This is a genomic window from Psychrobacter sp. 5A.1, from assembly GCF_030407455.1.
Lineage (GTDB): Bacteria > Pseudomonadota > Gammaproteobacteria > Pseudomonadales > Moraxellaceae > Psychrobacter.
The window spans coordinates 1-20,658 of sequence record NZ_JASDDJ010000057.1; the positions used below are offsets into that span (position 1 = coordinate 1).

Consider the following 20,658-nt stretch of genomic DNA (forward strand, 5'->3'; position numbering starts at 1 on the left):
GGATGGAAAACGACTTATCTAAACTGTTTTATGATATTTGTCCAAAACATAACTCTTTTGTAGTGCATTGACTATACCAGCCACAAAGCAAACCAGCAGTAACAATATAGTAATACAAAAGAATATTATTAAAAGCCTTATCATTCATTTCTTCTATCATTAATGTATGAGTAAACCCTTTTTACTAACCTTCTAGCAAATGAATTCAAAATATTAATATCGCTTTCTCTGTCATTCACGACATCTAATTCATACTGATCTTTAAAAATTAATTCATCCTCTTCTTTATATATAGGCAATACTATTGTTTCAGCCATATGATAGCTTGAAATTGTCTTTTTTCTTCCTTTTTCGTCCACCTTTACCTTCCATTCGCCCTCACCTTCTTCTATATATTCTATGTAATCTCCTATAGGATTCTTTGGAACTTCTAAGCTCCCTGACTTACTTTTCATCTTTATTTCAGTTTTATCTGGAGAATAAAGATCTTGAATATTTTCTAATGCTTTTCTGGCTTTTTGGTTAGTTTGTAAAATATTTGGTGATATAAGAGTCATATCTAATTCATATATTTTTTCATGCGTATCTACTATACTCCAAAAACCACCTTGTTTAGGAACAGGCTCAACAAAAATATTATAGTTATATTCAGGAAGAACTGAGTTAAGCAAACCTTTTTCTATTTTTCTACATATATATCTAATATTATCCCCATTAGAAAATTTATAACTTTTCTGAACGAAAATAAATTGGTTTTTGGTATCAAATATTACAATCACAGGTATCCAGTCATCCTCTTCATGATCAATTATATCGCCTGGTATTTTTCCACCAAGTTTAGCTTTTCTAAGCCTAGCAAACTTCCCGATATACAGATACTCTGCAATATTTTTCGTATCAAGATTATTGACGTGGACCTTTTTAAAACCTACAAAGCTAAAAATAGTTCCTTTATCAAGCCATTCTTGATCATTTAGTATAGCAACCTCTATAGCATTCCCTTTTGGGAAGGGTAGAGCTTTAGGAAAGCAAGACTTTTGTTTTTCCTCTGTCAAAGAATAACGCAAAATATAAAACTCAGTTTCATCAATTTTAGTTGTGATCATAGAAAAATCCAATTAATTATTAAACACTCGCTCCAACCGCGCGTGCAATCGCAATCCCTTCATCAACGGTCAAAAACTTACGCTGGCTTGGGCTGTCTTTATAAATGACATCACCATCTTGAAATATCAGGCATTCATTGACCGCCAATTGTTGCCATTTTTCATTTTCAGTCAATGGTACAGTGACTAAAATAGTGACCTTATCCGCATCTGTGGTTACATCGCCAAAGTTAATCGCCAAGTCATCGTCCGCCAATTTTGCCTCACCAAACGGTGCTTTACGTGTGAGATAAAATAATAAGCTACCGGCATAAGCCAGTTGCCACCTGCCATTTGATATCAAGCAATTAAATAAACCGTTGGCAGATAAATAGCGGCACTGCGTGGTCAAAAAATTAAACAGTGTCTGATCATCAGGGCGGGTTTTAAAGCTACTTTTAAGGCGATTGACCAAATAACAAAATGCCATTTCGGAGTCAGTTGAGCCAACTGGCTGGCAGTGTGAGCCATTACCATTGTCTTGCAAGCGCTGACAGCGTTTAATAAACTCGCTATTCATCTGCCCATTGTGCGCAAATACCCACTGCTCGCCCCATACTTCACGGACGAAGGGATGCGTATTGGCCAAACAGTTTTGCCCTTGAGTAGCCTTGCGAATATGCGCAATGACATTCATGGCTTTGATTGGGTAGTTATTGACCAAATCAGCGACTGGTGACAGATGGCTTGGGCGATTGTCATGAAACAAACGCAGACCCGTTGAGTCATTTGCCGTTTCATCATTAATTTTGTCATTATTGGCACATTCGCTGCGTTCAAAAAACGCAATGCCAAAACCATCTTCATGACTGTCCGTCATACCGCCGCGCTTGCGAAATCCTGCAAAGCTAAAACCAATATCGGTTGGGGTGTTGCAGTTCATTCCTAAGAGTTGACACATTTAATCATCACCGCCATTATTGTTGTTAAGCGAATCGTTATTTATTATCGGGTTGCTTGGCGTAGAGTTGCTTTGAGCGGCAGATAGCGCATCAAAGTCAGCATCACTCATCTCATCCAGCAAGGCCGCGCCATCGGTTGGAATGGTCGCTAAGATACGCTGAGCTTCTGCCAAATCCGTATCCTCTACCCAAAGAACGATACCAGAGTTCATACCAGGGATAGCACTTAGCGGCTGTAAAGACACGGTAATGCCGTTATTTTTCAGCAGATTGGCATGCAGCTCGCCTTGCATATTGGTGTCGTAGCGTGCCAGTTTGTGCCAGTTATCAACTTGATCGGTCATGGGATCGCCTTATAGTTTTGGTACCAGAATAAATGAATAAGCAATGCTTACGACAATTGATCTAGCGTATATTCTTTGATTGCGAACTCACTACTATTGCTCAATTTTTCACGGGCTTGCTCAGCTTGCGTGATACTGCTAAAAACACCGACTATCTGATTGTCTGATGCCGTGCCAGAAAGCACAAATACTGTATTATCTTGCGACTTTTCAACATGCGCCCAATGATAAGCGGCCAGACGTTTCATCAAGTCAGGGTTTTTAACCATGATGTTATCACCCGTACGACCTTCGGTACGGTTGTAGTGAATCACGTTTAGGCGTAACAACCAAAAAATCACTGCCGCTTTTGCCAGCATAACAGGTAGGGCGCGTTTTTCATCGTTGTTAAGTGTACGTTTGGACTCATAGCCTTGTAAGAATGCCGACATTTTACTGCGGTCAAAATTCACCGATTCGCCTTGTTCGGCAACGCCCCACGTAGTACAAAAGTCATTAATGGTAATGGCAATATCCATCACGTAATGCTCAACACTGACTTCGGTAAAGTCTAATAAACCAGTGAGACGCTCTTCCCCTTTTTGCAGATTCCATAGGGTGTTGTCAGCGAACATATCCAAATGACACAAACCATTTGGCAACGTTGCCAGTGGTAATTCTGAATAAGACTGCCAAATATCACTCATCAACTTGGCTTCGTCACCCGGCATAAACTGCATTTCACGGTCGCGTACGTCTGCCCACGGATATAAAGGCACGCCATACTGCTCAGCAGGTTGTAGTGCTTGCAACGTCTCATGCAACATCGCTAGCGCAGCACCGATATCATGGCACATCGCTTGCGTGGTCTGCTCTGGGTGCGATCCTGCTAGGCATGGTACTAGCGTAATCGCTTTATTTTCATAATGAATGACATAGCGCTTATCATCACCATCCGTTTGCGAACCATTTGATTCAACAACGGCTAGTGGTGCGGCGACTGGTAGTTTGCCATTTAATTGATTAAGAATAACGGCCATTTTTTCGATATCAGCGGGCGGACGCTCTTCAAATAAAGTGAATACATAAGAGTATGTGCCATCTACATCGTCAGTCGTTTGAATAAACCAGTTTGAGTTTTTAATACCTTGAGTGATCGGAATGGCCCGCACGAAGGATACGCCAAAGCTTTGGCAAAAGGCGGCAAACTGGTCATTGGTTAACTGGGTATAGACAGACATGACATCTCACTTTTGGCAATTGAATAACAAGTTAAATAAAATAGATTTGGGCGGTAATCACAGCAATTGTACCGCGCATAAGCAAACTATAATGAAAAGCGTAATAATCTTACGAAAACCTGCCTGAAACGGCGGTGTTTTTGCTAGACTAGCGCCTATAGAATGAATTGATTATAAGGTGAAAGACCCTATGTTAGCAAAGCGTATCATTCCTTGTTTAGATGTTGATAATGGCCGTGTGGTCAAAGGTGTGCAATTTGTCGATATCAAAGACGCAGGTGACCCTGTCGAAGTAGCCAAACGCTACAACGAACAAGGTGCTGATGAGATTACTTTTTTAGACATTACGGCGACCAATGATGAGCGCGATACCACTTATCATACCGTTGAGCGCATGGCCGAGACCGTATTCGTCCCTCTCACAGTCGGCGGCGGCGTGCGTAAAATCGCTGATATCCGCAATTTACTCAATGCTGGCGCGGATAAAGTCGCGATTAACTCAGCAGCAGTGTTTACCCCAGAATTCGTTGGTGAAGCAGCCCAGAAATTTGGCAATCAATGTATCGTCGTTGCCATCGATGCCAAGCGTGTCGCTGATATCAACGTGAACGGTATTGTCGTCCCACGTTGGGAGATTTTCACTCACGGCGGTCGCAAGCCAACAGGCATTGATGCCGTTGCTTGGGCCAAAAAAATGGCTGAGCTGGGTGCAGGTGAGTTATTAGTCACCTCAATGGACGGTGACGGCACCAAAAAAGGCTATGATTTGGCCCTCATGAAGCACATCACTAGCCAAGTAAATGTACCAGTCATCGCCTCAGGCGGTGTTGGTAATTTACAACATTTGGCCGAAGGCGTATTAGAAGGTGGCGTCGATGCAGTGCTTGCGGCCAGTATTTTTCACTTTGGTGAGTATACGGTTCAAGAAGCCAAAGCATATATGGCATCGCAAGGGATACAGATGCGTCTATAGTCAATCATATATAAATTAGATAGAGCGTTAGGCGTGCTGAACCTACTATTTTTAGTGTTTTCACTCGCCTACCCTGTATTTAAATGTGATTGAGCCAACTAAGGCGTGTTTGATATTCGACCATGGCAGTGCCCATTTATAAATGTCTAATACGCCCCATATAACACACTGGTAAAATACAAATAAATTAGAAAAAAATGTTATCATAGCGCTAACCACTTATTTTCGTTCATTTAACTGCCGATTTGTTAGAAAACCAGATCATCAAACCTGTTATTTGAACGCATCACTCTATTTAGCTGTTCACTTACGCCCACATCTTTATTAAAAGCCAAATAAGCAAAGGATTTTTTATGTCAAATCTACAACAGCAACGCAATGACGTGACTCATATCGACGGTAACTTACATCAAAACAAAGACGTTCGTATTGGTATTGTAGTCGGTCGTTTTAATGGTTTTGTGGTTGAATCATTGGTAGATGGCGCAATTGATGCACTACTACGTCATGGTGTATTGGGTAGCAATATCACCGTTATTCGCGTGCCTGGTGCTTTTGAATTGCCATTGGTTGCCCAACGTGCCGCTGAGTCTGATCGCTTTGACGCTATCGTTGCTTTAGGCGCTATTATTCGTGGTAGCACACCGCATTTTGACTTCGTTGCAAGTGAATCTGCAAAAGGCTTGAGTGCTGTAGCGATGGATTACAACATTCCAGTCGCAAACGGCGTATTGACCACTGACAGCATCGAGCAAGCGATTGAGCGTGCTGGCACGAAAGCGGGTAACAAAGGCTCAGAAGCGGCAATGGTTGTCATAGAAATGCTTGCTGTCTTATCACAGTTAGATATTGATGACGAAAGTGCTGACGCTTAGTTTTATTGATCGTTAGTATTGACCACTAGACAGTCTCTATTTGACTGTCTAACGGTTTTATTAACACAGGTAAGCAGTGCTATTTAAGCAGCGCCTATAAGTAATATTGTTTGTGACGTTGATGGAGGTTATTATTATTACGATAGCCTTCACCATGTAACTCCAGTATCCAAGACTGACTGGCAAAACGTGCCAGCCGACCACTATTTAACATTCTATTTCAAAACTCAGGTATTGACCCCTTATGACTGACCAACTCAAGCACGCTATTAATGCTGCGAAAACCGCACAAACCGATGATAGACAAGCGGAAGCTACCCGTATAGCAAGCAGCAGTGCGGGTGATCAAACCTTCGATATGAGTGAGACTTCTTATAAAACCAGTCACACTGCCATTCGTAAGGCGCGCCGCTTTGCGATGCAAGGTCTATACGAATGGCTGGTCACTGATCGCCGTTTCGATGTAGACGGCAAGCTCGGTTGGAAAGCCAATGCGCCGCATGATATCGCTGCCCGTACGCGCGCGACCAATGCCATGCACACCGTACATATCGGCTATTATCACGAAATGATGCGTGATATCCCAGAGCAAATTGAAGCGTTGGATGCTCTAATCCTTCAGCATCTTGATCGCGACATTGATAAGTTGGACACCGTTGAGCACGCTATTTTGCTTATTGGCACTTATGAGCTGCAAAATCGCTTAGAGATTCCTTATAAGGTAGTACTTGATGAAGCGATGAAGCTTAACAACCATTTCGGTGCCACTGACGCGCACAAATTGATCAATGCGGTACTAGATAGAATGGCCGTTGAGCTACGCGCTACTGAAGTAGAGTCAGACACCAAAGCCAACCTGCGTACGTCACAAAAATCAGCGGCTAAACAGGCTCAAGCAAAACCAGCTGATAGTACAGAAGTCGTTGCTGATGTACAAAGCGCTATTGAAGACAGCCCAACTGCATCAAATAAACCTCGTATTAGCGCAAATAATACTAGTGTCAAACGCAATAGCGCCAGTAAAGCCAGTGCAAATATCAGCGAGTTTAAGGCGAGCAAAAAAGACGCTGACGATGCTAAAAACCAAGACTAGCCATGAATGAATTTGAGCTGATTGAGCGTATATTTTCGCAAATGCAAGCGGCACACGCACCATTGACTGGTATCGAAAAAGGTATCGGTGATGATGCAGCTGTCATGGCTTTGCCAGCAGGGTCACGCTTGGTCAGCTGTATTGACACCTTGGTTCAAGGTCGGCATTTTAGCGCTGACTGGCAACAAGTCAATGAATTGGCATTTGCGATTGGTTATAAAACCGTCGCTGTCAATGTCTCAGATATTGCCGCAATGGGCGCGACCCCGCATAGTATTTTATTGGCATTAGCATTACCTAAGCAACTTGCCAATGAAAAATGGCTCACTGAATTTGCCAAAGGCTTATTTCACGCCTGCCAGTTATTCGGTGTCGCCCTGATTGGCGGTGATACCACACGCAGTGATAATTTAGTATTGAGTGTCAGCGCGCAAGGATTGCTTGCCGCAGACACGCCAGCTGTATATCGTTCGGGTGCACAAGTTGGTGATAAGATTTATGTATCAGGGACGCTTGGCGATGCCAGTTATGCCCTGCAACATCCTGACAGTACCGTTGGTATAGAGCTAGCCCATCGTCTGCATATGCCGACTCCACGTATTGCACTAGGCGCAGCATTAGCCAAAATTGGTGCAACAGCGATGATAGATATCTCTGATGGTCTGTATCAAGATATTGGCCATATCTGTCAGCAAAGCAAAATAGGTATGCGTATTAATCTAGAACAATTGCCTACGAGTAAAGCATTAGCAAGCGTAGATCTATCTGAACGTTTGTTATGCCAACTGGCAGGTGGCGATGATTACGAATTGGCTTTTACGTTGCCCGCACATCTTGAACCCCCTATCGGCAATACGCCAGTTACCTGTATCGGTGACGTCATCGCTTTGACAGACTCTATCGCGGAAAATACAAGCACGTATACCGCCTTACGTCCTGAGCTTTTTTATACAAATCAGCCAGTCACGCCCGCTCAGCCCGCGCCATTTGCCACATGGCCCAATCTTACTGGTTACCAACATTTTACAGGCTAATCCATGACTGAACACGACCTCTCTAAGCCTGACATCCGTAAAGCAAATGACTGTCCACCACTACCAGTCGGTGCTAGCATGCTTGACCGTGTGGTTTATTGGCTGGGGTTAGGCTTGGGTAGTGGTTTGCCTCGCCGCGCGCCTGGTACTTGGGGGTCAATTGGTGGCTTGGTCATGGCAATACCACTATTAAGCCTAGGGTTTGTGCCGTTTTTGATTATGACCATTTTATCCTGCGTTATTGGCGTTTGGATATGTGGTCGTACCTCTGAGCTGATGCAAGGTCATGATGATCCGCATATTGTTTGGGATGAATGGGCCGGTATCTGGATTACCCTCCTCCCTTTTTCTTATCTACTAGATACAGAGCGTTTTTGGCAAGCCATCTCACAGGGCTCATCCATCATTGCTCTTATCACCGCTTTTGTACTGTTCAGATTTTTTGACATTATTAAACCACCACCGATTGGCTGGGCCGATAAAAAAGTCGCAGGTGGGTTGGGCATTATGCTCGATGATATTATAGCTGGGGTGATGGCAGCGGCAATATGGATCGCTATCTCATTAGTCGTTCCTTTTTATTAAAAAAGCCGCCTAGGGCATGTCCTCAATTAGCACATTTAGATTGTGAGACCTAAAATAATGACATGCTCTATATATTTTATATGGTAGTGATTAGTTACAAAGCTTGCACGTCATAGCATTTATATAAGCAAACACTTGCGCTATAATTCAATATTATATTTTGTTACATTTATAAGAGCTCCTATGACAACTCCTCTTTCCGTAATTATCTTAGCTGCTGGCAAAGGCACACGCATGCAGTCGGCTAAGCCAAAAGTGCTGCAAACACTGGCTGGTAAGTCGTTGTTGGGCCATGTCTTAGATACTTGTCAAAAGCTAACTATTGACGAGACTATCATCGTTCATGGTTTTGGCGGTGAGCAAGTAAAATCAGAGATTACAAACCAATATACACAGTCGTCAATTACTTGGGTTGCTCAAACTGAGCAGTTAGGGACTGGGCATGCTGTCAAAGTCACCTTATCTGACTTGCCAACATCAGGGCAAAGCCTCATTCTCTATGGTGATGTGCCATTGGTAAGTGGCCAAACATTGGCAGCACTAAAAACTGCCAATACTGACGGTATGTCTATGCTGACGTTGACCGTTGATAATCCATTTGGATTGGGCCGTATCAAACGTGACCAAGCAGGTAATATTGAAGCCATTGTTGAGCAAAAAGATGTTAGTAATGATGAGCAAAATATCAAAGAAATTAACAGCGGTATTTACTGTGTAGACAATGCGCTACTACATAAATACTTGCCTGAGCTCTCTAACAACAACGCTCAACAAGAATATTATCTGACGGATATCGTTAAAATGGCAGTTGCCGATGGTATTACTATCGCAGCGATTGAGCCTGAGCATACGTTTGAGATTGAAGGGGTCAATAACCGTCAACAGCTTGCCAGCTTAGAACGTACATGGCAACGTAAGCTAGTCGCTGACTTGCAAGAAGCGGGTGTGCAGTTTGCTGACCCTACTCGTGTTGATATTCGCGGTACATTGACAGCAGGCCAAGATGTGTTTATCGATGTCGGTGTTGTATTCGAAGGTAACTGTACGCTAGGTGACAATGTCTATATTGAAGCAGGCTGTGTTATTAAAAACTCACAACTCGGTAATGCTTGTCATATAAAGCCCTATTGTGTCATTGATCGTGCCGAGGTCGGTGCTGGTGTCGACGTTGGTCCATTTGCCCATTTGCGCCCTGAGACAGTATTATCTGATAACAGTAAAGTAGGTAATTTTGTAGAAATTAAAAAATCGACCATTGGTCAAGGCAGCAAAGTAAATCACTTAAGCTATGTTGGTGATGCGACTGTTGGAGCAGGCGTCAATATTGGGGCTGGTGTCATCACTTGTAATTATGATGGGGCTAATAAATCGCAAACCATTATTGAAGACAATGCCTTTATCGGCTCTAACGCTAGCTTGGTGGCGCCAGTAACGATTGGTGAGACAGCCACGGTCGCAGCAGGCTCTGTTATTACCAAAAACGTGGACGCTAAAGCATTGGCATTTGGCCGCGCGCGACAAACACAGAAAGACGATTTTCAACGACCAACTAAAAAATAATCGATGCGCCAATCGTTAAGTCAATAGCAGTCAGACTTAAACAAATTAAGCAGCGCGGCAATCTTTGTGGTGCTGCTTAATCATATCTAACACGCTATAGAGTTAACAGCTTATCTACCAACCCGTTTGTTGATTGGTAAAGTACTTCTATATAGAAAAGTTAAACTCTCAAAACAACAAAAATTAAACTTAAGGAATAGCCATGTGTGGAATCGTAGGGGCAGTTGCTGAACGAAATATCGCCAATATCTTACTTGAAGGTCTTAAGCGTTTAGAGTACCGAGGCTATGATTCTGCTGGCCTGACAGTCATTCGTGATGGTGAATTACATCGTGAGCGTCAAGTGGGCAAAGTACAAGAACTTGTCAATGCTGTCGCCATTAACCCAGAATTTTTTGATGGTCATATCGGTATCGCTCATACGCGCTGGGCCACTCATGGTGAGCCAGCGCAGCGTAATGCGCATCCACACGTCTCAGGCAAGATTGCCGTGGTTCATAATGGTATTGTAGAAAACTACGCTGAACTAAAAGAAGCGTTGATAGCCAAAGGCTATGAGTTTACCTCACAAACAGATACCGAAGTTGTGGCGCATCTGATTCATGATATCTACAAAAAAACGCCCGACCTATTAGAAGCGGTCCGTACCATTATTCCACTATTACACGGTGCCTTTGCCCTAGGTATCGTACATGTAGATTGCCCAGATGAGCTCATTACTGTGCGTCTAGGCTCACCTTTGGTTATTGGGGTTGGTATCGGTGAAAACTTTATTGCCTCAGATCAGTTGGCATTACTGCCAGTCACCAACCGCTTTATGTATTTAGAAGAAGGCGATATCGCCAAATTAACTCGCAACAGCATTCAAGTTTATGCGGACGGTGTTGAGGTTCAGCGTCAAATACATGAAATTGATGCGACCCAACACAATGCCGATAAGGGTGAGTTCAAGCATTATATGCTCAAAGAAATCTATGAGCAGCCAGATGCGGTCGGTCGTACGATTGAGATGGCTTTGGACAGTGGTGAAACCTCTCAACTGCGTGAAGACTTTTTACAACGTCATGAGACACAGCTATCAGGTGTTCGCCATGTACAAGTGATTGCCTGCGGTACCAGTTATCACTCAGGACTGGTCGCAAAGTATTGGTTTGAAAGCCTTACCCGTATTCCTTGCTCGGTCGAGGTCGCTAGTGAGTTCCGCTATCGCAACCCCGTTGTCGTCGATAATACGTTGGTCATTTGCATTTCTCAATCTGGTGAAACGGCTGACACGTTGTCAGCATTACGTGACATTCAAAAAAATACACCAGCAGGTTTAGTCAGCTTGGCGTTATGCAATGTCCCAACATCGTCATTGGTCCGTGAGACCGATATTTTCTTGCCGACACTCGCAGGACCTGAAATTGGTGTGGCTTCGACCAAAGCCTTTACCACCCAACTTGTGGCGTTGATTTTATTAATTCTAAAAGTTGGGGTTACTCAGAAGCGCCTGACTGATGACCGCTTGAGTACGTTGCTTGGCGAGCTACACAAACTGCCTGGTCAGCTACATGCCAGCTTAAACCTCGATGCACCTATCAAGGCCATGAGTGAAAACTTCGAAGACAAAAAGAGCTGCCTGTTTTTAGGACGTGGCCTACAGTTCCCAATTGCTTTAGAAGGTGCGCTAAAATTAAAAGAGATCTCTTACATTCATGCAGAAGGCTATGCGGCAGGCGAGCTAAAACACGGCCCATTGGCATTAGTCGATAAAGACATGCCGATCGTTGTATTAGCGCCAAAAGACAGTATGTTCGATAAATTGAAAGCCAATATGCAAGAAGTGCATGCGCGCCACGGTGAGCTATTTGTCTTTGCTAGCGAAGCCAGTCAAATGGTGGCAGAAGATAGATTGCATCTGGTATATGTACCTGATGTCTGCGAAACGCTTGCTCCTATCGTCTATAGCGTACCTGTGCAGCTATTGTCGTATCATGTCGCCGTTATGCGCGGGACCGATGTCGATCAGCCTAGAAATTTGGCCAAGAGCGTAACAGTCGAATAATGTTTACTAAATTTAAAATGGGCATTTGTTATTGAGTAATTAGCTATCATACTGAGTAATTACCTATCATACTATTGTGAAGCACTAAGTCCTTCGCCATCTGCTATTAACGAGATGGTGAAGGATTTTTTTTGAATAACAGAAACAAAAAAGGCCCCGTCGCAACGGAACCTTCAATACAGCGTCTTCAATACAGAACCTTCAACATATTATCCGCCATTTTTTGTGACATCTACTAGGGCGTGTCCTCAATTCAAACGAGTGTCCTCTAAATGGGCTAAAAACAGCTAAATTTTGCCAAACATCGTCAAATAGTTGGTCAATATCTCGATATTATCTGCACTATTTTCCTCGTTTGACGGCAATTTATCTCATTTTTATCACCATTTTTAAAATGAAGACACGCCCTAATAACCACCTGAGCGTCTAAATCAATTTAGCCAAATCAGTCAACGTCTCTAGTATGATATCTGGCGCATACTTATCAAGCTGTGCTTTGGTTTGCGCGCCACTCAGCACACCGACACAGAGGCCACAATTGGCATTTTTGCCTTCTTCAATATCGATACCACTATCACCCGCTTTTAACACATGTTTTGGATCTTCAATCCCAAACTGTTCCATGGCCAAAGTGATCATATCTGGCGCAGGACGACCATTAGTGACATCGTCCGCTGTAATCAATGCATCAATCTCATTACCCACCGACCAACCCAAAATAGTTAATATGTTATTGGCGGTTTTTGAGTCATATCCCGTATTTAAAACCACCTTTCTATCACTTGCTTTTAGCTGAGCGAATAAAGTCAGCATACCTTCAAACGTACCCAGAGTATCTGCTGTATAAGCCTTGGCCAAACTGGTTTTAAAAATCTTGAATGCTGTATCGGTGAGTGATGCGACGTCCGCCTCAGCTATATCCAATTCATTAAGTATGTCGTTGATCGCTTGGCGTTTTTCCTTGCCAGCGCCAAACGCTAAGCAAAGAGCTAAATCCACCTTTTTATCATCGTAACTAAGCGCTTGATTGATCGCATCACGCACGGTTTTATAGACTAAATTCTCTTCATTTACGGTCGTGCCTGCCATATCAAACACACATAGTTTGATTTGATCGAATGACTCTTTAATACTATTAATATCTGTATTCATTATTTTGACTCCAATACCAAATGGATTAATTCTTCACCAAATGCAAAGCCTGTCGATGCCCCAGTGCCGCTTGTGATTGAGCCGACAACCACGCCTTTTTCTGGGGAGGCTTTAAACACCACTTCTTCACCGCTGGGATAGACACCTAACCAGTGCTGAGTAATATCACACTCACCAATATCCATCATTTGATCGAACTCATTCATAATCAAATCATCAATTCGAACGTCTCGAAATGGCAGCTCTCTATCACTATAGTCATGGCTGTCGCCAACAATGAGAGAGCCATCAGCAGATTGCACCACGATTAGATGTACGCCTGCTTTGCGCTCAGCCGATTGGATATTATCCAGCAATGAAGTCAATCTTTGGGCTTCAGGTAATTGGGCAAATCCATCATAACGAGCAAAACTGAGATCCGACATCACCGCAGCATTTAATTTAAACGCCTTTTTTGGCATCACACGCATCATATTCAGGGTGCATAGTTTGGCCTTAGCCTGTGCCAAAGTCTCTGGATATAAGCTGTGCAAATCTGTCCCAGGACAGACCACACAATGCTCTGCATGTAGCGTACCGCGACTGGTATGAACCATCGGTAGCTCAATCGAATGAACGGTCGTTTTATTATAAAAGTCCACACCGTGCGCTTGACTGAGCCAATTTGCCAATTTGCCAATAGCGGTTTTTGATTCGACTCTGAGCTCATGAGGGCTATACAACACACCCAACCCTTTTTTGAGGTAAGGTAGGTTTTCTGTGATTTCAGATTGAGTCAGTAAACGACAAGACTCTCCCATCTCTGTTTGCAAAAACGCCTCAGCGACATCCATCGCCTCTGGACGTTGCATGAGCATATGCAGGCCACTATGCTCGACGTCGATACCTGCTTTGGGCGCAATCTCTGCCCACACATTGCGGGAATACATTGCGCGCTGCCAATGCTCGCCACGTTGCTGACCACTGACGGTAACAAAACCAAAATTACGCACTGACGCATCTTTATTTTGTGACTCACGTTCTACCAATGCGACACTCAGCCCCTTCTTAACAGCAGCATAAGCACTGGCAAGGCCGACGATGCCACCACCGACGATCACCACATCGTATTTTTTTTCGGATAATTTGGTTGATAACTGCATAGCGATCTTCCTTGGTTTTAACATCAAAAATTAGAACTTATATCTTTTGACCGTGAAAAAAGGCTCTATGCTTATCCAATAATTCAGCGGTCAGCGGTTCAGAATAGGTTTTTACATTTTTGATTTGATTCTCAGGTGCCACCGTCTCACCGTTATAGACGACATTTGGATATATCTCTAATAGTTGTGGTCGCGCATTTTTGACGATGATTTCGGCTATTTTCATCGCATTCTGATTGGTTTTGTCCCCTTTATCGATGACCGCGACGGATTCACTCAGCGTATAGTTGCCTTCGCTAGGATCAATGTAGTCAATAGGCAGACCTTCAGCTTTATTCACAACGGCTTGATGACGCACGCCAAACCCAATTGGCACTTCACCTGCCATGACCTTTTTCAATGGGCCTGATCCTGACAGCTCTAGATTGGGGCCTGCATTTTCACGAATACTATTCATGATTTTTTGCCCTTCATCATCCTCGCCATAGGCAGATGTGATATTTTGAACAAACAACCAACCAGTCGATGAGCCATTGGGATCAACCATCGCAATTTTGTTTTTGTAGACTGGATTTGCCAAGTCTTTGGCACTGGTTGGTCTAGGCAGATTTTGCGCAGCCATCTCTTTGGTGTTTAAAATAATTGCCCCAGTAAAGCTGAGAATGGGCGCATAGTAATCAGGCACTGCCACTTGAGGCTTGACCTCAAAGGTTAACGCTTTAAACATCGGATGTTTTGCTTGCGCACTCTCCAAATAAAACGAACTCATCGTGACCAAATCGGCCTCTATGTTTTTGCCTTCTGCCAATAAACGGCCGCCAAGCTCACCCGTACCAAACGACTGAAATATATATTGTCCTTCATACCCTGCTGCGTCTAATACCTCTTGGATGACTTCGACCGCTTCTTCATCGGCATTGCTATAGATGATGACTTCCTCTGCACTAGCAGTACTGCCACCACTTGCCGAAGGTGAGCTACAGCCTGTCAACATCATCCCGCAAGTCAGACCAACCATTAACGCTTTAAGTGAGAACATTTTTTATCCTATCCATGTTGTTGGGTTTTAATGATTAATGTAATGATTAATATTGTATTCGTATCGTTGATAGCTTTTAGTTAACAGCCTTTAGTTAATGACACTTAGTTAATGGCTCTTAATGAATAAATAAAATTAAGCAGGCGTTGGCGCAACAAGCGGCTCGCCTTTTTCTTTGGTGGTGCCGTATAGTCGTCTGCTATATAAATGACGAATGACGGCAAACAATATCAACGCGCAGATATTGGTCAGTAATATCATGAGCGATAAAATGAAAATCTCATCGAAGCGTGCAAAGTGCTGTAATTCAACAATCTTGGTCGTGAGCACCATGGTTTTTGCACCAGAAATAAAGATAACAGCGCTAATCGTCACCATGGCACTGATGAAATAAAATGAAGCCACTTCAATTAACGTAAAAAACGAGTTAGGAATCACAATACGTCGCAGTGAGGTAAACCATGAGTCGCCCAATAAACTGGCGGTCGTCTCCCAGCCTAAGTTCATTTTGGACAGCGCATTTTTACTCATCAGATAAGGCGTGGCGAAGTAATGAATGATGTTACTGATAACGATAATAAAAATGGTATTGGCGACCGCAGAGCCCGAAAACACCATGAGATAAGCAATACCCACGACCATTCCTGGGACCGTGTTGGTCACCAGTGCTGAGCTCTCTATACTGAATTTACCAAGTTTGAATAAGCTAGAGCGCTCGCACAATAATGCTGAGAAATAAGTAATTAAGGTGCCAAAGACTGCCGTCAATACCGCCACGATGAGTGAGTTTTTATAGACTCTCATGAGATTGGCAGATTCTAAAACCTTACTCACCGTCTCAGTGCTGAATTCCATTTGATAGGGCCACGTTTTTATCCATGGAATGATAAATATCACCGCAAAGACCATCAGTAAGCAGAATAAGATAGTGCTAGATAACACCGCTAATACTCGATCCTTCACTTTAGACGTCGGTAGATCGATATTTTCAACCGTATCGTAGCGAATGTTAAAACGAGCGACATACCAAAGTAGACAGATACTGAGCACCGATGGAATGAGCATAAACAGCGCGACCACTGCCCCTTTTTCAAAGGAAGGCGACGCGCCTAATATCTGTGTATAAAGCTCAATGGCAATGACTTTATATTGCCCACCGATAGAGGCAGGAATACCAAAATCAGTAAACGCTAAAAAGAAACATTGAATCATTGCCGCTGCAAAAGTGCCAATCAGCGGACGAATGACGGTCATATCGAACTGACGTAGAGACGAGTCGCCCATCAACTCTGAGACGATAACGAATTTTTTGTCTAAATATTGGAAGGTATTGTTGAGTAATAAAAAGGCAATCGGCAAGGTATAGATGGTATAGCCGAGCCACATCCCTTGAAAGCCGTAGATATTTTCAAACAGTTGAAAGCCTAGTATCTGTGTCAGCAAACCTTGCTTGCCAAAAGTATAGATAATGGCGAAGCCGTAGGTCACCGTAGGCAATAGCATGGGAAATAAGGCGGCGACTTTAATGACTTGCTTGAAGCGCTTGGGTAAGTTGGTCCAGTGTACGGTATACGCTAAGATAAAGGCTAGTAGCGTGGCACTGAGCGCGCTTGCTATCGCCACCACAAAGCTATTCAGCATCACTTGCTGAAAGCTGTCATTACCAACGATACTGGTGTAATTATCCAAACCAATGCCATCGCCGACATTCAATGATAACGCCAACATTTTACCTAACGGTACAAACATAAAAGCGATGAACAAAATCGTGACGAAGAGCCAAATGGCTTTTACTGATGGTGAATTGCTAAGCTTCATAAACATCCAAAACAATCAAATGGTCAGGTTTTCACTTAATGACCTATGCAGTCACTGTTCCATTAATTTTGCTATCAGTGATGTCAGCCACTATTCATTCACTGATAGCTTCAACCATATTAGTTTTTAGCCGTATCTTTTGATGTTTGGTCATCAGGATGACTGATAGCGATGGCGTCAGCATCATGATGACCAATACTGGCCTCATGCTGTCCATAGTTTTGGGTTTGGGTATATTTGCTTAAGGGATCCACTTGAGCGGTATCGTCTGCAAACAAACTCAAAATATTGCGACGCTTAATATTGAGCTGATTCAAAATGAAGTTGGTGACAAAATCATTGGCAGGGTTACAGATTATTTCGGCTGGTTTGGCGAATTGTGCTATTTTGCCATCAGACAACAGTAAGATACGGTCAGATAAAGTCATGGCTTCTTCTGGATCGTGGGTAACGATTAATGTTGTCAGCTGATAGCGTACGGCAATCTCGCGAATACGCTGTTTGATGGTTTCTTTAATCACACCATCTAATGCCGATAAAGGTTCATCTAACAATAGTATCTTTGGCTTCATGACCAAGGTACGTGCCAGTGCCACCCGCTGTTTTTGACCGCCAGATAACTGATGAATGCGCTTGTTTAGATGTGCTTTAATATCGAGTAAGTCGATCAATTCATCAACTTCTTGTTGGGTGCTTAGTTTGGGATTGTTACGTAGACCGTATTCGATATTTTGCTTCACATTGAGATTGGGAAATAAAGCATAATCCTGAAAGACAATATTGAACCCGCGCTCTCTCATAGACACTCGGGTAATATCTTCACCGTTATACGCGATTCGGCCACCACTGATATCGGTTAACCCTAAAATCATGTGCAATAAAGTGGTCTTACCACAGCCCGACGGCCCTAATATTGAGACAATTTCACCCTTGTTAATTTTGAGTGAGATATCTTCAAAGATAACTTTGTCATCATATTTCTTAGTAACCTGCCTGAGCTCTAACATGTCCACTCACCTAATCGCTTATAAAATTTGAATACCTGTCTGGTGTAGGTCTGCAGTGTATCTATCAGATATGACAATAGGATGACGTAAACCGAATTTAGTTTACTGAATTTTGGATAGGGAGAAGGTGACTTAGAGAGGGCTAACTTGGCTTATAGGGCATGGGCTCATTGTGAAAACAGTGATAAAAATGGAAATCAATATTGTTAATAATGATGATCTGAAAGCATTGCTCATTTAGGCGCTAGGTAAAATTTTCATATGATTTATACAAATAGTTAAAGATTCACCTTTAGAAATCACTTGTTACCTTGAAATGGTCATAAGTATCATACTAGGGCGTGTTTCCTCTGAAACACCGTCCAAATATATTATGCCTCTACAGATGCGATAAAAAGGATAGATATAAAAGATAGTAGATATATAATTGTAGCCACTAAAGCATAGGCACTAAAGTATGAGCACTGAAAACATGGATATCGAAAGCGAAACTGCTAACCAAATAGAAATTATCTATGAAGATGAATTTCTGGTGGCGATTAATAAAGAGGCTGGTATGTTGGTGCATCGCAGCTGGCTGGATAAAGGCGAGACGCGCTTTGCCATGCAACTCACCCGTGATGCGGTCGGTTGCCATGTGTTTCCAGTGCATCGATTAGACAAGCCGACATCAGGCGTATTATTGTTTGCCAAGAGCTCAGCCGTGGCGCGCAGCCTTGGCGAGGCCTTTACTGCACATAAGGTGACGAAGCAATATATAGCCGTGGTACGCGGCTTTATGCCAGACCAAGGCACCATTGATTATGCGCTCAGCTTTAAGCCCGATGCCATTGCCGATAAATTTGCCGACTTGGACAAACCTGCTCAAGAGGCGGTGACCCATTGGCAGAGTTTGGCACAAGTTGAAGTTCCCTTTGCGGTATCGAAAAAGCATAGTACGAGTCGCTATAGTCTTGTGCGCTTGACACCCGAGACTGGGCGTAAGCATCAGCTACGTCGGCATATGAGACATGTATTCCATCATATCGTGGGTGATACCAGCCACGGTGATATACGGCACACACGATTTTTTCGTACTCACTATGACTGTACACGCATGCTGCTGCATGCTCAGACTTTAGCGCTTAGCCATCCTGTCACTGGTGAGCCATTATTGCTAAAAGCAGGATTAGACGAGCAGTGGATGCGCATCTTAGAAGAGTTTTCTTGGGTAGACAGTGCTAAAGCCTAAATCCACCTAAAATAATCAGTGAAAAAAGCCAAAATACGGCTGCTAAAGGTTCGGTCCCCTAGTGAGGGCTGGAAGGCTGGACTGTAGACTAATGGTATCGGCAGTTTGATTACCTCAAATAGTCGGAGTGTACTTTGCTGTGTACATGCAGTGAGCTTTTGGATTTTTATTTAGTATAAGCGCCGTTAAATAAAATTTTTAATTTCATCCAAATACTTTGTAGGCTCAAATCTAATAAAACTATAATCCGCTATTTCATGCTTATAAAACGGGTCTATCGCCATGATTTTTTTAACTTCTTTCAGATATTTAGATAACACGATAATAACGCCACCGATACGATTGTCTCTACGACCAGATGCTAAAAAAATATTCTTAGCATAAAATTTCTCTAAAAACACAATGTGCTCATTTAAATATTTTTGCACTTCGGAGAGAGGTTTTTTATAAGTTAAAGTAGTCACAATCATCGTTAATGGCATTTTTTTATTATGAAAATTTGCTTGTTAAGTATACCCCAACCGAACCAACTCACTATATCTGCATAGATACTTATAGACCACTCAAAACAGAACGTTCTAATACTCGAAACAGTCTCTGTCAGTGCCATGGTCGAATATCAAACACGCCTTAAATCAACAACCCAATTCATTTAATACTCGATACGCATCGCATCCATTTTGATCACCACGATCACAAGCCTTACCAAACCATTCTTTTGCTTGAGACTTATCTTGACGAACGCCTCTACCTTCTTGGTAAAGTAAGCCAAGCTGATATTGAGATATGGCATGACCCTGCCACGCTGCTTTTTGATACCAATTCGCTGCTGTAGAAAAATCTTGACGAACGCCCCTACCTTCTTGATAAAGTGAGCCAAGTTGATACTGAGATATGGCATGGCCTTGCTCAGCCGCTTTTTGATGCCAACTCACTGCTGTAGAAAAATCTTGATCAACGCCTCTACCTTCTTGGTAAAGTGCGCCAAGTTGATACTGAGAGGTGGCATGACCTTGCTCAGCTGCTTTTTGATACCAACTCGCTGCTGTAGAAAAATCTTGATCAACGCCTCTACCCTCTTGGTAAAGTGCGCCAAGCTGATACTGAGAGGTGGCATGACCTTGTTCAGCTGCTTTTTGATACCAGCTCGCTGCTGTAGAAAAATCTTGATCAACGCCTCTACCCTCTTGGTAAAGTGAACCAAGTTGATACTGAGAGGTGGCATGACCTTGCTCAGCTGCTTTTTGATACCAGCTCGCTGCTATAGAAAAATCTTGATCAATGCCTTTACCTTTTTGGTAAAGTGCGCCAAGCTGATATTGAGATATGGCATGACCTTGCTCAGCCGCTTTTTGATATGACTTAGCAACTATCGTAAAATCTTCCCCTGAATAAGATCTTTTTCTTTTGCGAACAAAAATCTTTTTTGCTAATTTATAAGGCATTATTTATTCTTATAGAATATATTATTCATGTTAAAGAGAAAAAGAC

The 20,658-nt window shown here is 42.9% G+C and carries 19 protein-coding genes; 8 read left to right on the top strand and 11 right to left on the bottom strand.

The window, feature by feature from the left end; genetic code table 11:
* Nucleotides 1-140: 140 nt before the first annotated feature.
* The 4 genes from QL982_RS11480 to QL982_RS11495 are packed head-to-tail and all read right to left on the bottom strand — an operon-like array spanning nucleotide 141 to nucleotide 3,611.
* Nucleotides 141-1,106 carry a hypothetical protein gene (locus QL982_RS11480; RefSeq protein ID WP_290190332.1) on the bottom strand — a complete coding sequence of 322 codons (966 nt, stop codon included), beginning with the start codon at nucleotides 1,104-1,106 and terminating at the stop codon, nucleotides 141-143.
* A gap of 19 nt (nucleotides 1,107-1,125) precedes the next feature.
* Nucleotides 1,126-2,046 (bottom strand): class II glutamine amidotransferase, encoded by a 921-nt coding sequence (locus QL982_RS11485; protein ID WP_290164310.1) that lies wholly within the window; start codon nucleotides 2,044-2,046, stop codon nucleotides 1,126-1,128.
* Nucleotides 2,047-2,391, bottom strand: coding sequence for a DUF2007 domain-containing protein (locus QL982_RS11490; protein ID WP_290164309.1), 345 nt, complete (start codon nucleotides 2,389-2,391; stop codon nucleotides 2,047-2,049).
* A gap of 47 nt (nucleotides 2,392-2,438) precedes the next feature.
* The gene (locus tag QL982_RS11495) at nucleotides 2,439-3,611 is read right to left on the bottom strand and encodes a homoserine kinase (RefSeq protein WP_290164307.1); all 1,173 of its coding nucleotides are present in this window, start codon (nucleotides 3,609-3,611) and stop codon (nucleotides 2,439-2,441) included.
* Nucleotides 3,612-3,801: 190 nt separating this feature from the next.
* Here QL982_RS11495 and hisF point away from each other — a divergent pair, with 190 nt between their 5' ends.
* The 7 genes from hisF (at nucleotide 3,802) to glmS (ending at nucleotide 11,778) form a co-directional block, all read left to right on the top strand.
* Nucleotides 3,802-4,584 carry an imidazole glycerol phosphate synthase subunit HisF gene (gene hisF / locus QL982_RS11500; protein ID WP_290164305.1) on the top strand — a complete coding sequence of 261 codons (783 nt, stop codon included), beginning with the start codon at nucleotides 3,802-3,804 and terminating at the stop codon, nucleotides 4,582-4,584.
* 353 nt (nucleotides 4,585-4,937) lie between these two features.
* Nucleotides 4,938-5,459 (top strand): 6,7-dimethyl-8-ribityllumazine synthase, encoded by a 522-nt coding sequence (gene ribE / locus QL982_RS11505; RefSeq protein WP_110923695.1) that lies wholly within the window; start codon nucleotides 4,938-4,940, stop codon nucleotides 5,457-5,459.
* A 244-nt stretch (nucleotides 5,460-5,703) separates the two neighbouring features.
* Nucleotides 5,704-6,552, top strand: a complete 849-nt coding sequence (gene nusB, locus QL982_RS11510) for a transcription antitermination factor NusB (protein WP_290164302.1) — start codon at nucleotides 5,704-5,706, stop codon at nucleotides 6,550-6,552.
* A gap of 2 nt (nucleotides 6,553-6,554) precedes the next feature.
* Entirely contained in the window at nucleotides 6,555-7,586 is a 1,032-nt protein-coding gene (thiL, locus tag QL982_RS11515; RefSeq protein ID WP_290164300.1) for a thiamine-phosphate kinase, read from the top strand.
* Nucleotides 7,587-7,589: 3 nt separating this feature from the next.
* Nucleotides 7,590-8,171 (top strand): phosphatidylglycerophosphatase A, encoded by a 582-nt coding sequence (locus QL982_RS11520; RefSeq protein WP_290164299.1) that lies wholly within the window; start codon nucleotides 7,590-7,592, stop codon nucleotides 8,169-8,171.
* A 183-nt stretch (nucleotides 8,172-8,354) separates the two neighbouring features.
* Nucleotides 8,355-9,731 (top strand): bifunctional UDP-N-acetylglucosamine diphosphorylase/glucosamine-1-phosphate N-acetyltransferase GlmU, encoded by a 1,377-nt coding sequence (gene glmU / locus QL982_RS11525; protein ID WP_290164298.1) that lies wholly within the window; start codon nucleotides 8,355-8,357, stop codon nucleotides 9,729-9,731.
* Between the two features lie 202 nt (nucleotides 9,732-9,933).
* Nucleotides 9,934-11,778: a glutamine--fructose-6-phosphate transaminase (isomerizing) gene (glmS, locus tag QL982_RS11530; protein ID WP_290164296.1), complete on the top strand. Its 1,845-nt coding sequence runs from the start codon at nucleotides 9,934-9,936 to the stop codon at nucleotides 11,776-11,778.
* A 426-nt stretch (nucleotides 11,779-12,204) separates the two neighbouring features.
* On the opposite strand, the gene QL982_RS11535 is transcribed toward glmS, so the two are convergent.
* From QL982_RS11535 to QL982_RS11555, 5 genes are all read right to left on the bottom strand, one after another.
* Nucleotides 12,205-12,930 (bottom strand): HAD family hydrolase, encoded by a 726-nt coding sequence (locus QL982_RS11535; RefSeq protein ID WP_290164295.1) that lies wholly within the window; start codon nucleotides 12,928-12,930, stop codon nucleotides 12,205-12,207.
* Nucleotides 12,930-14,072 (bottom strand): TIGR03364 family FAD-dependent oxidoreductase, encoded by a 1,143-nt coding sequence (locus QL982_RS11540; RefSeq protein WP_290164294.1) that lies wholly within the window; start codon nucleotides 14,070-14,072, stop codon nucleotides 12,930-12,932. Before QL982_RS11540 ends, QL982_RS11535 begins: the two co-directional genes overlap by 1 nt.
* Nucleotides 14,073-14,109: 37 nt before the next feature.
* Nucleotides 14,110-15,111: an ABC transporter substrate-binding protein gene (locus tag QL982_RS11545; RefSeq protein ID WP_290164293.1), complete on the bottom strand. Its 1,002-nt coding sequence runs from the start codon at nucleotides 15,109-15,111 to the stop codon at nucleotides 14,110-14,112.
* Between the two features lie 135 nt (nucleotides 15,112-15,246).
* Complete coding sequence (locus QL982_RS11550) at nucleotides 15,247-16,929, bottom strand: ABC transporter permease subunit (RefSeq protein WP_290190333.1); 1,683 nt, start codon at nucleotides 16,927-16,929, stop codon at nucleotides 15,247-15,249.
* 119 nt (nucleotides 16,930-17,048) lie between these two features.
* Entirely contained in the window at nucleotides 17,049-17,936 is an 888-nt protein-coding gene (locus QL982_RS11555) for an ABC transporter ATP-binding protein (protein WP_290164291.1), read from the bottom strand.
* A 472-nt stretch (nucleotides 17,937-18,408) separates the two neighbouring features.
* Between QL982_RS11555 and truC the strand changes: the two genes are divergently transcribed.
* On the top strand, nucleotides 18,409-19,167 hold the full coding sequence (truC, locus tag QL982_RS11560; protein WP_290190335.1) for a tRNA pseudouridine(65) synthase TruC: 759 nt from the start codon (nucleotides 18,409-18,411) through the stop codon (nucleotides 19,165-19,167).
* Between the two features lie 185 nt (nucleotides 19,168-19,352).
* Here the strand turns inward: truC and QL982_RS11565 are convergent, their stop codons facing one another.
* Both QL982_RS11565 and QL982_RS11570 read right to left on the bottom strand, forming a co-directional pair.
* Nucleotides 19,353-19,637 carry a YciI family protein gene (locus tag QL982_RS11565; RefSeq protein ID WP_290164289.1) on the bottom strand — a complete coding sequence of 95 codons (285 nt, stop codon included), beginning with the start codon at nucleotides 19,635-19,637 and terminating at the stop codon, nucleotides 19,353-19,355.
* Nucleotides 19,638-19,802: 165 nt separating this feature from the next.
* On the bottom strand, nucleotides 19,803-20,612 hold the full coding sequence (locus QL982_RS11570; protein ID WP_290190334.1) for a tetratricopeptide repeat protein: 810 nt from the start codon (nucleotides 20,610-20,612) through the stop codon (nucleotides 19,803-19,805).
* Between the last annotated feature and the right edge of the window lie 46 nt (nucleotides 20,613-20,658).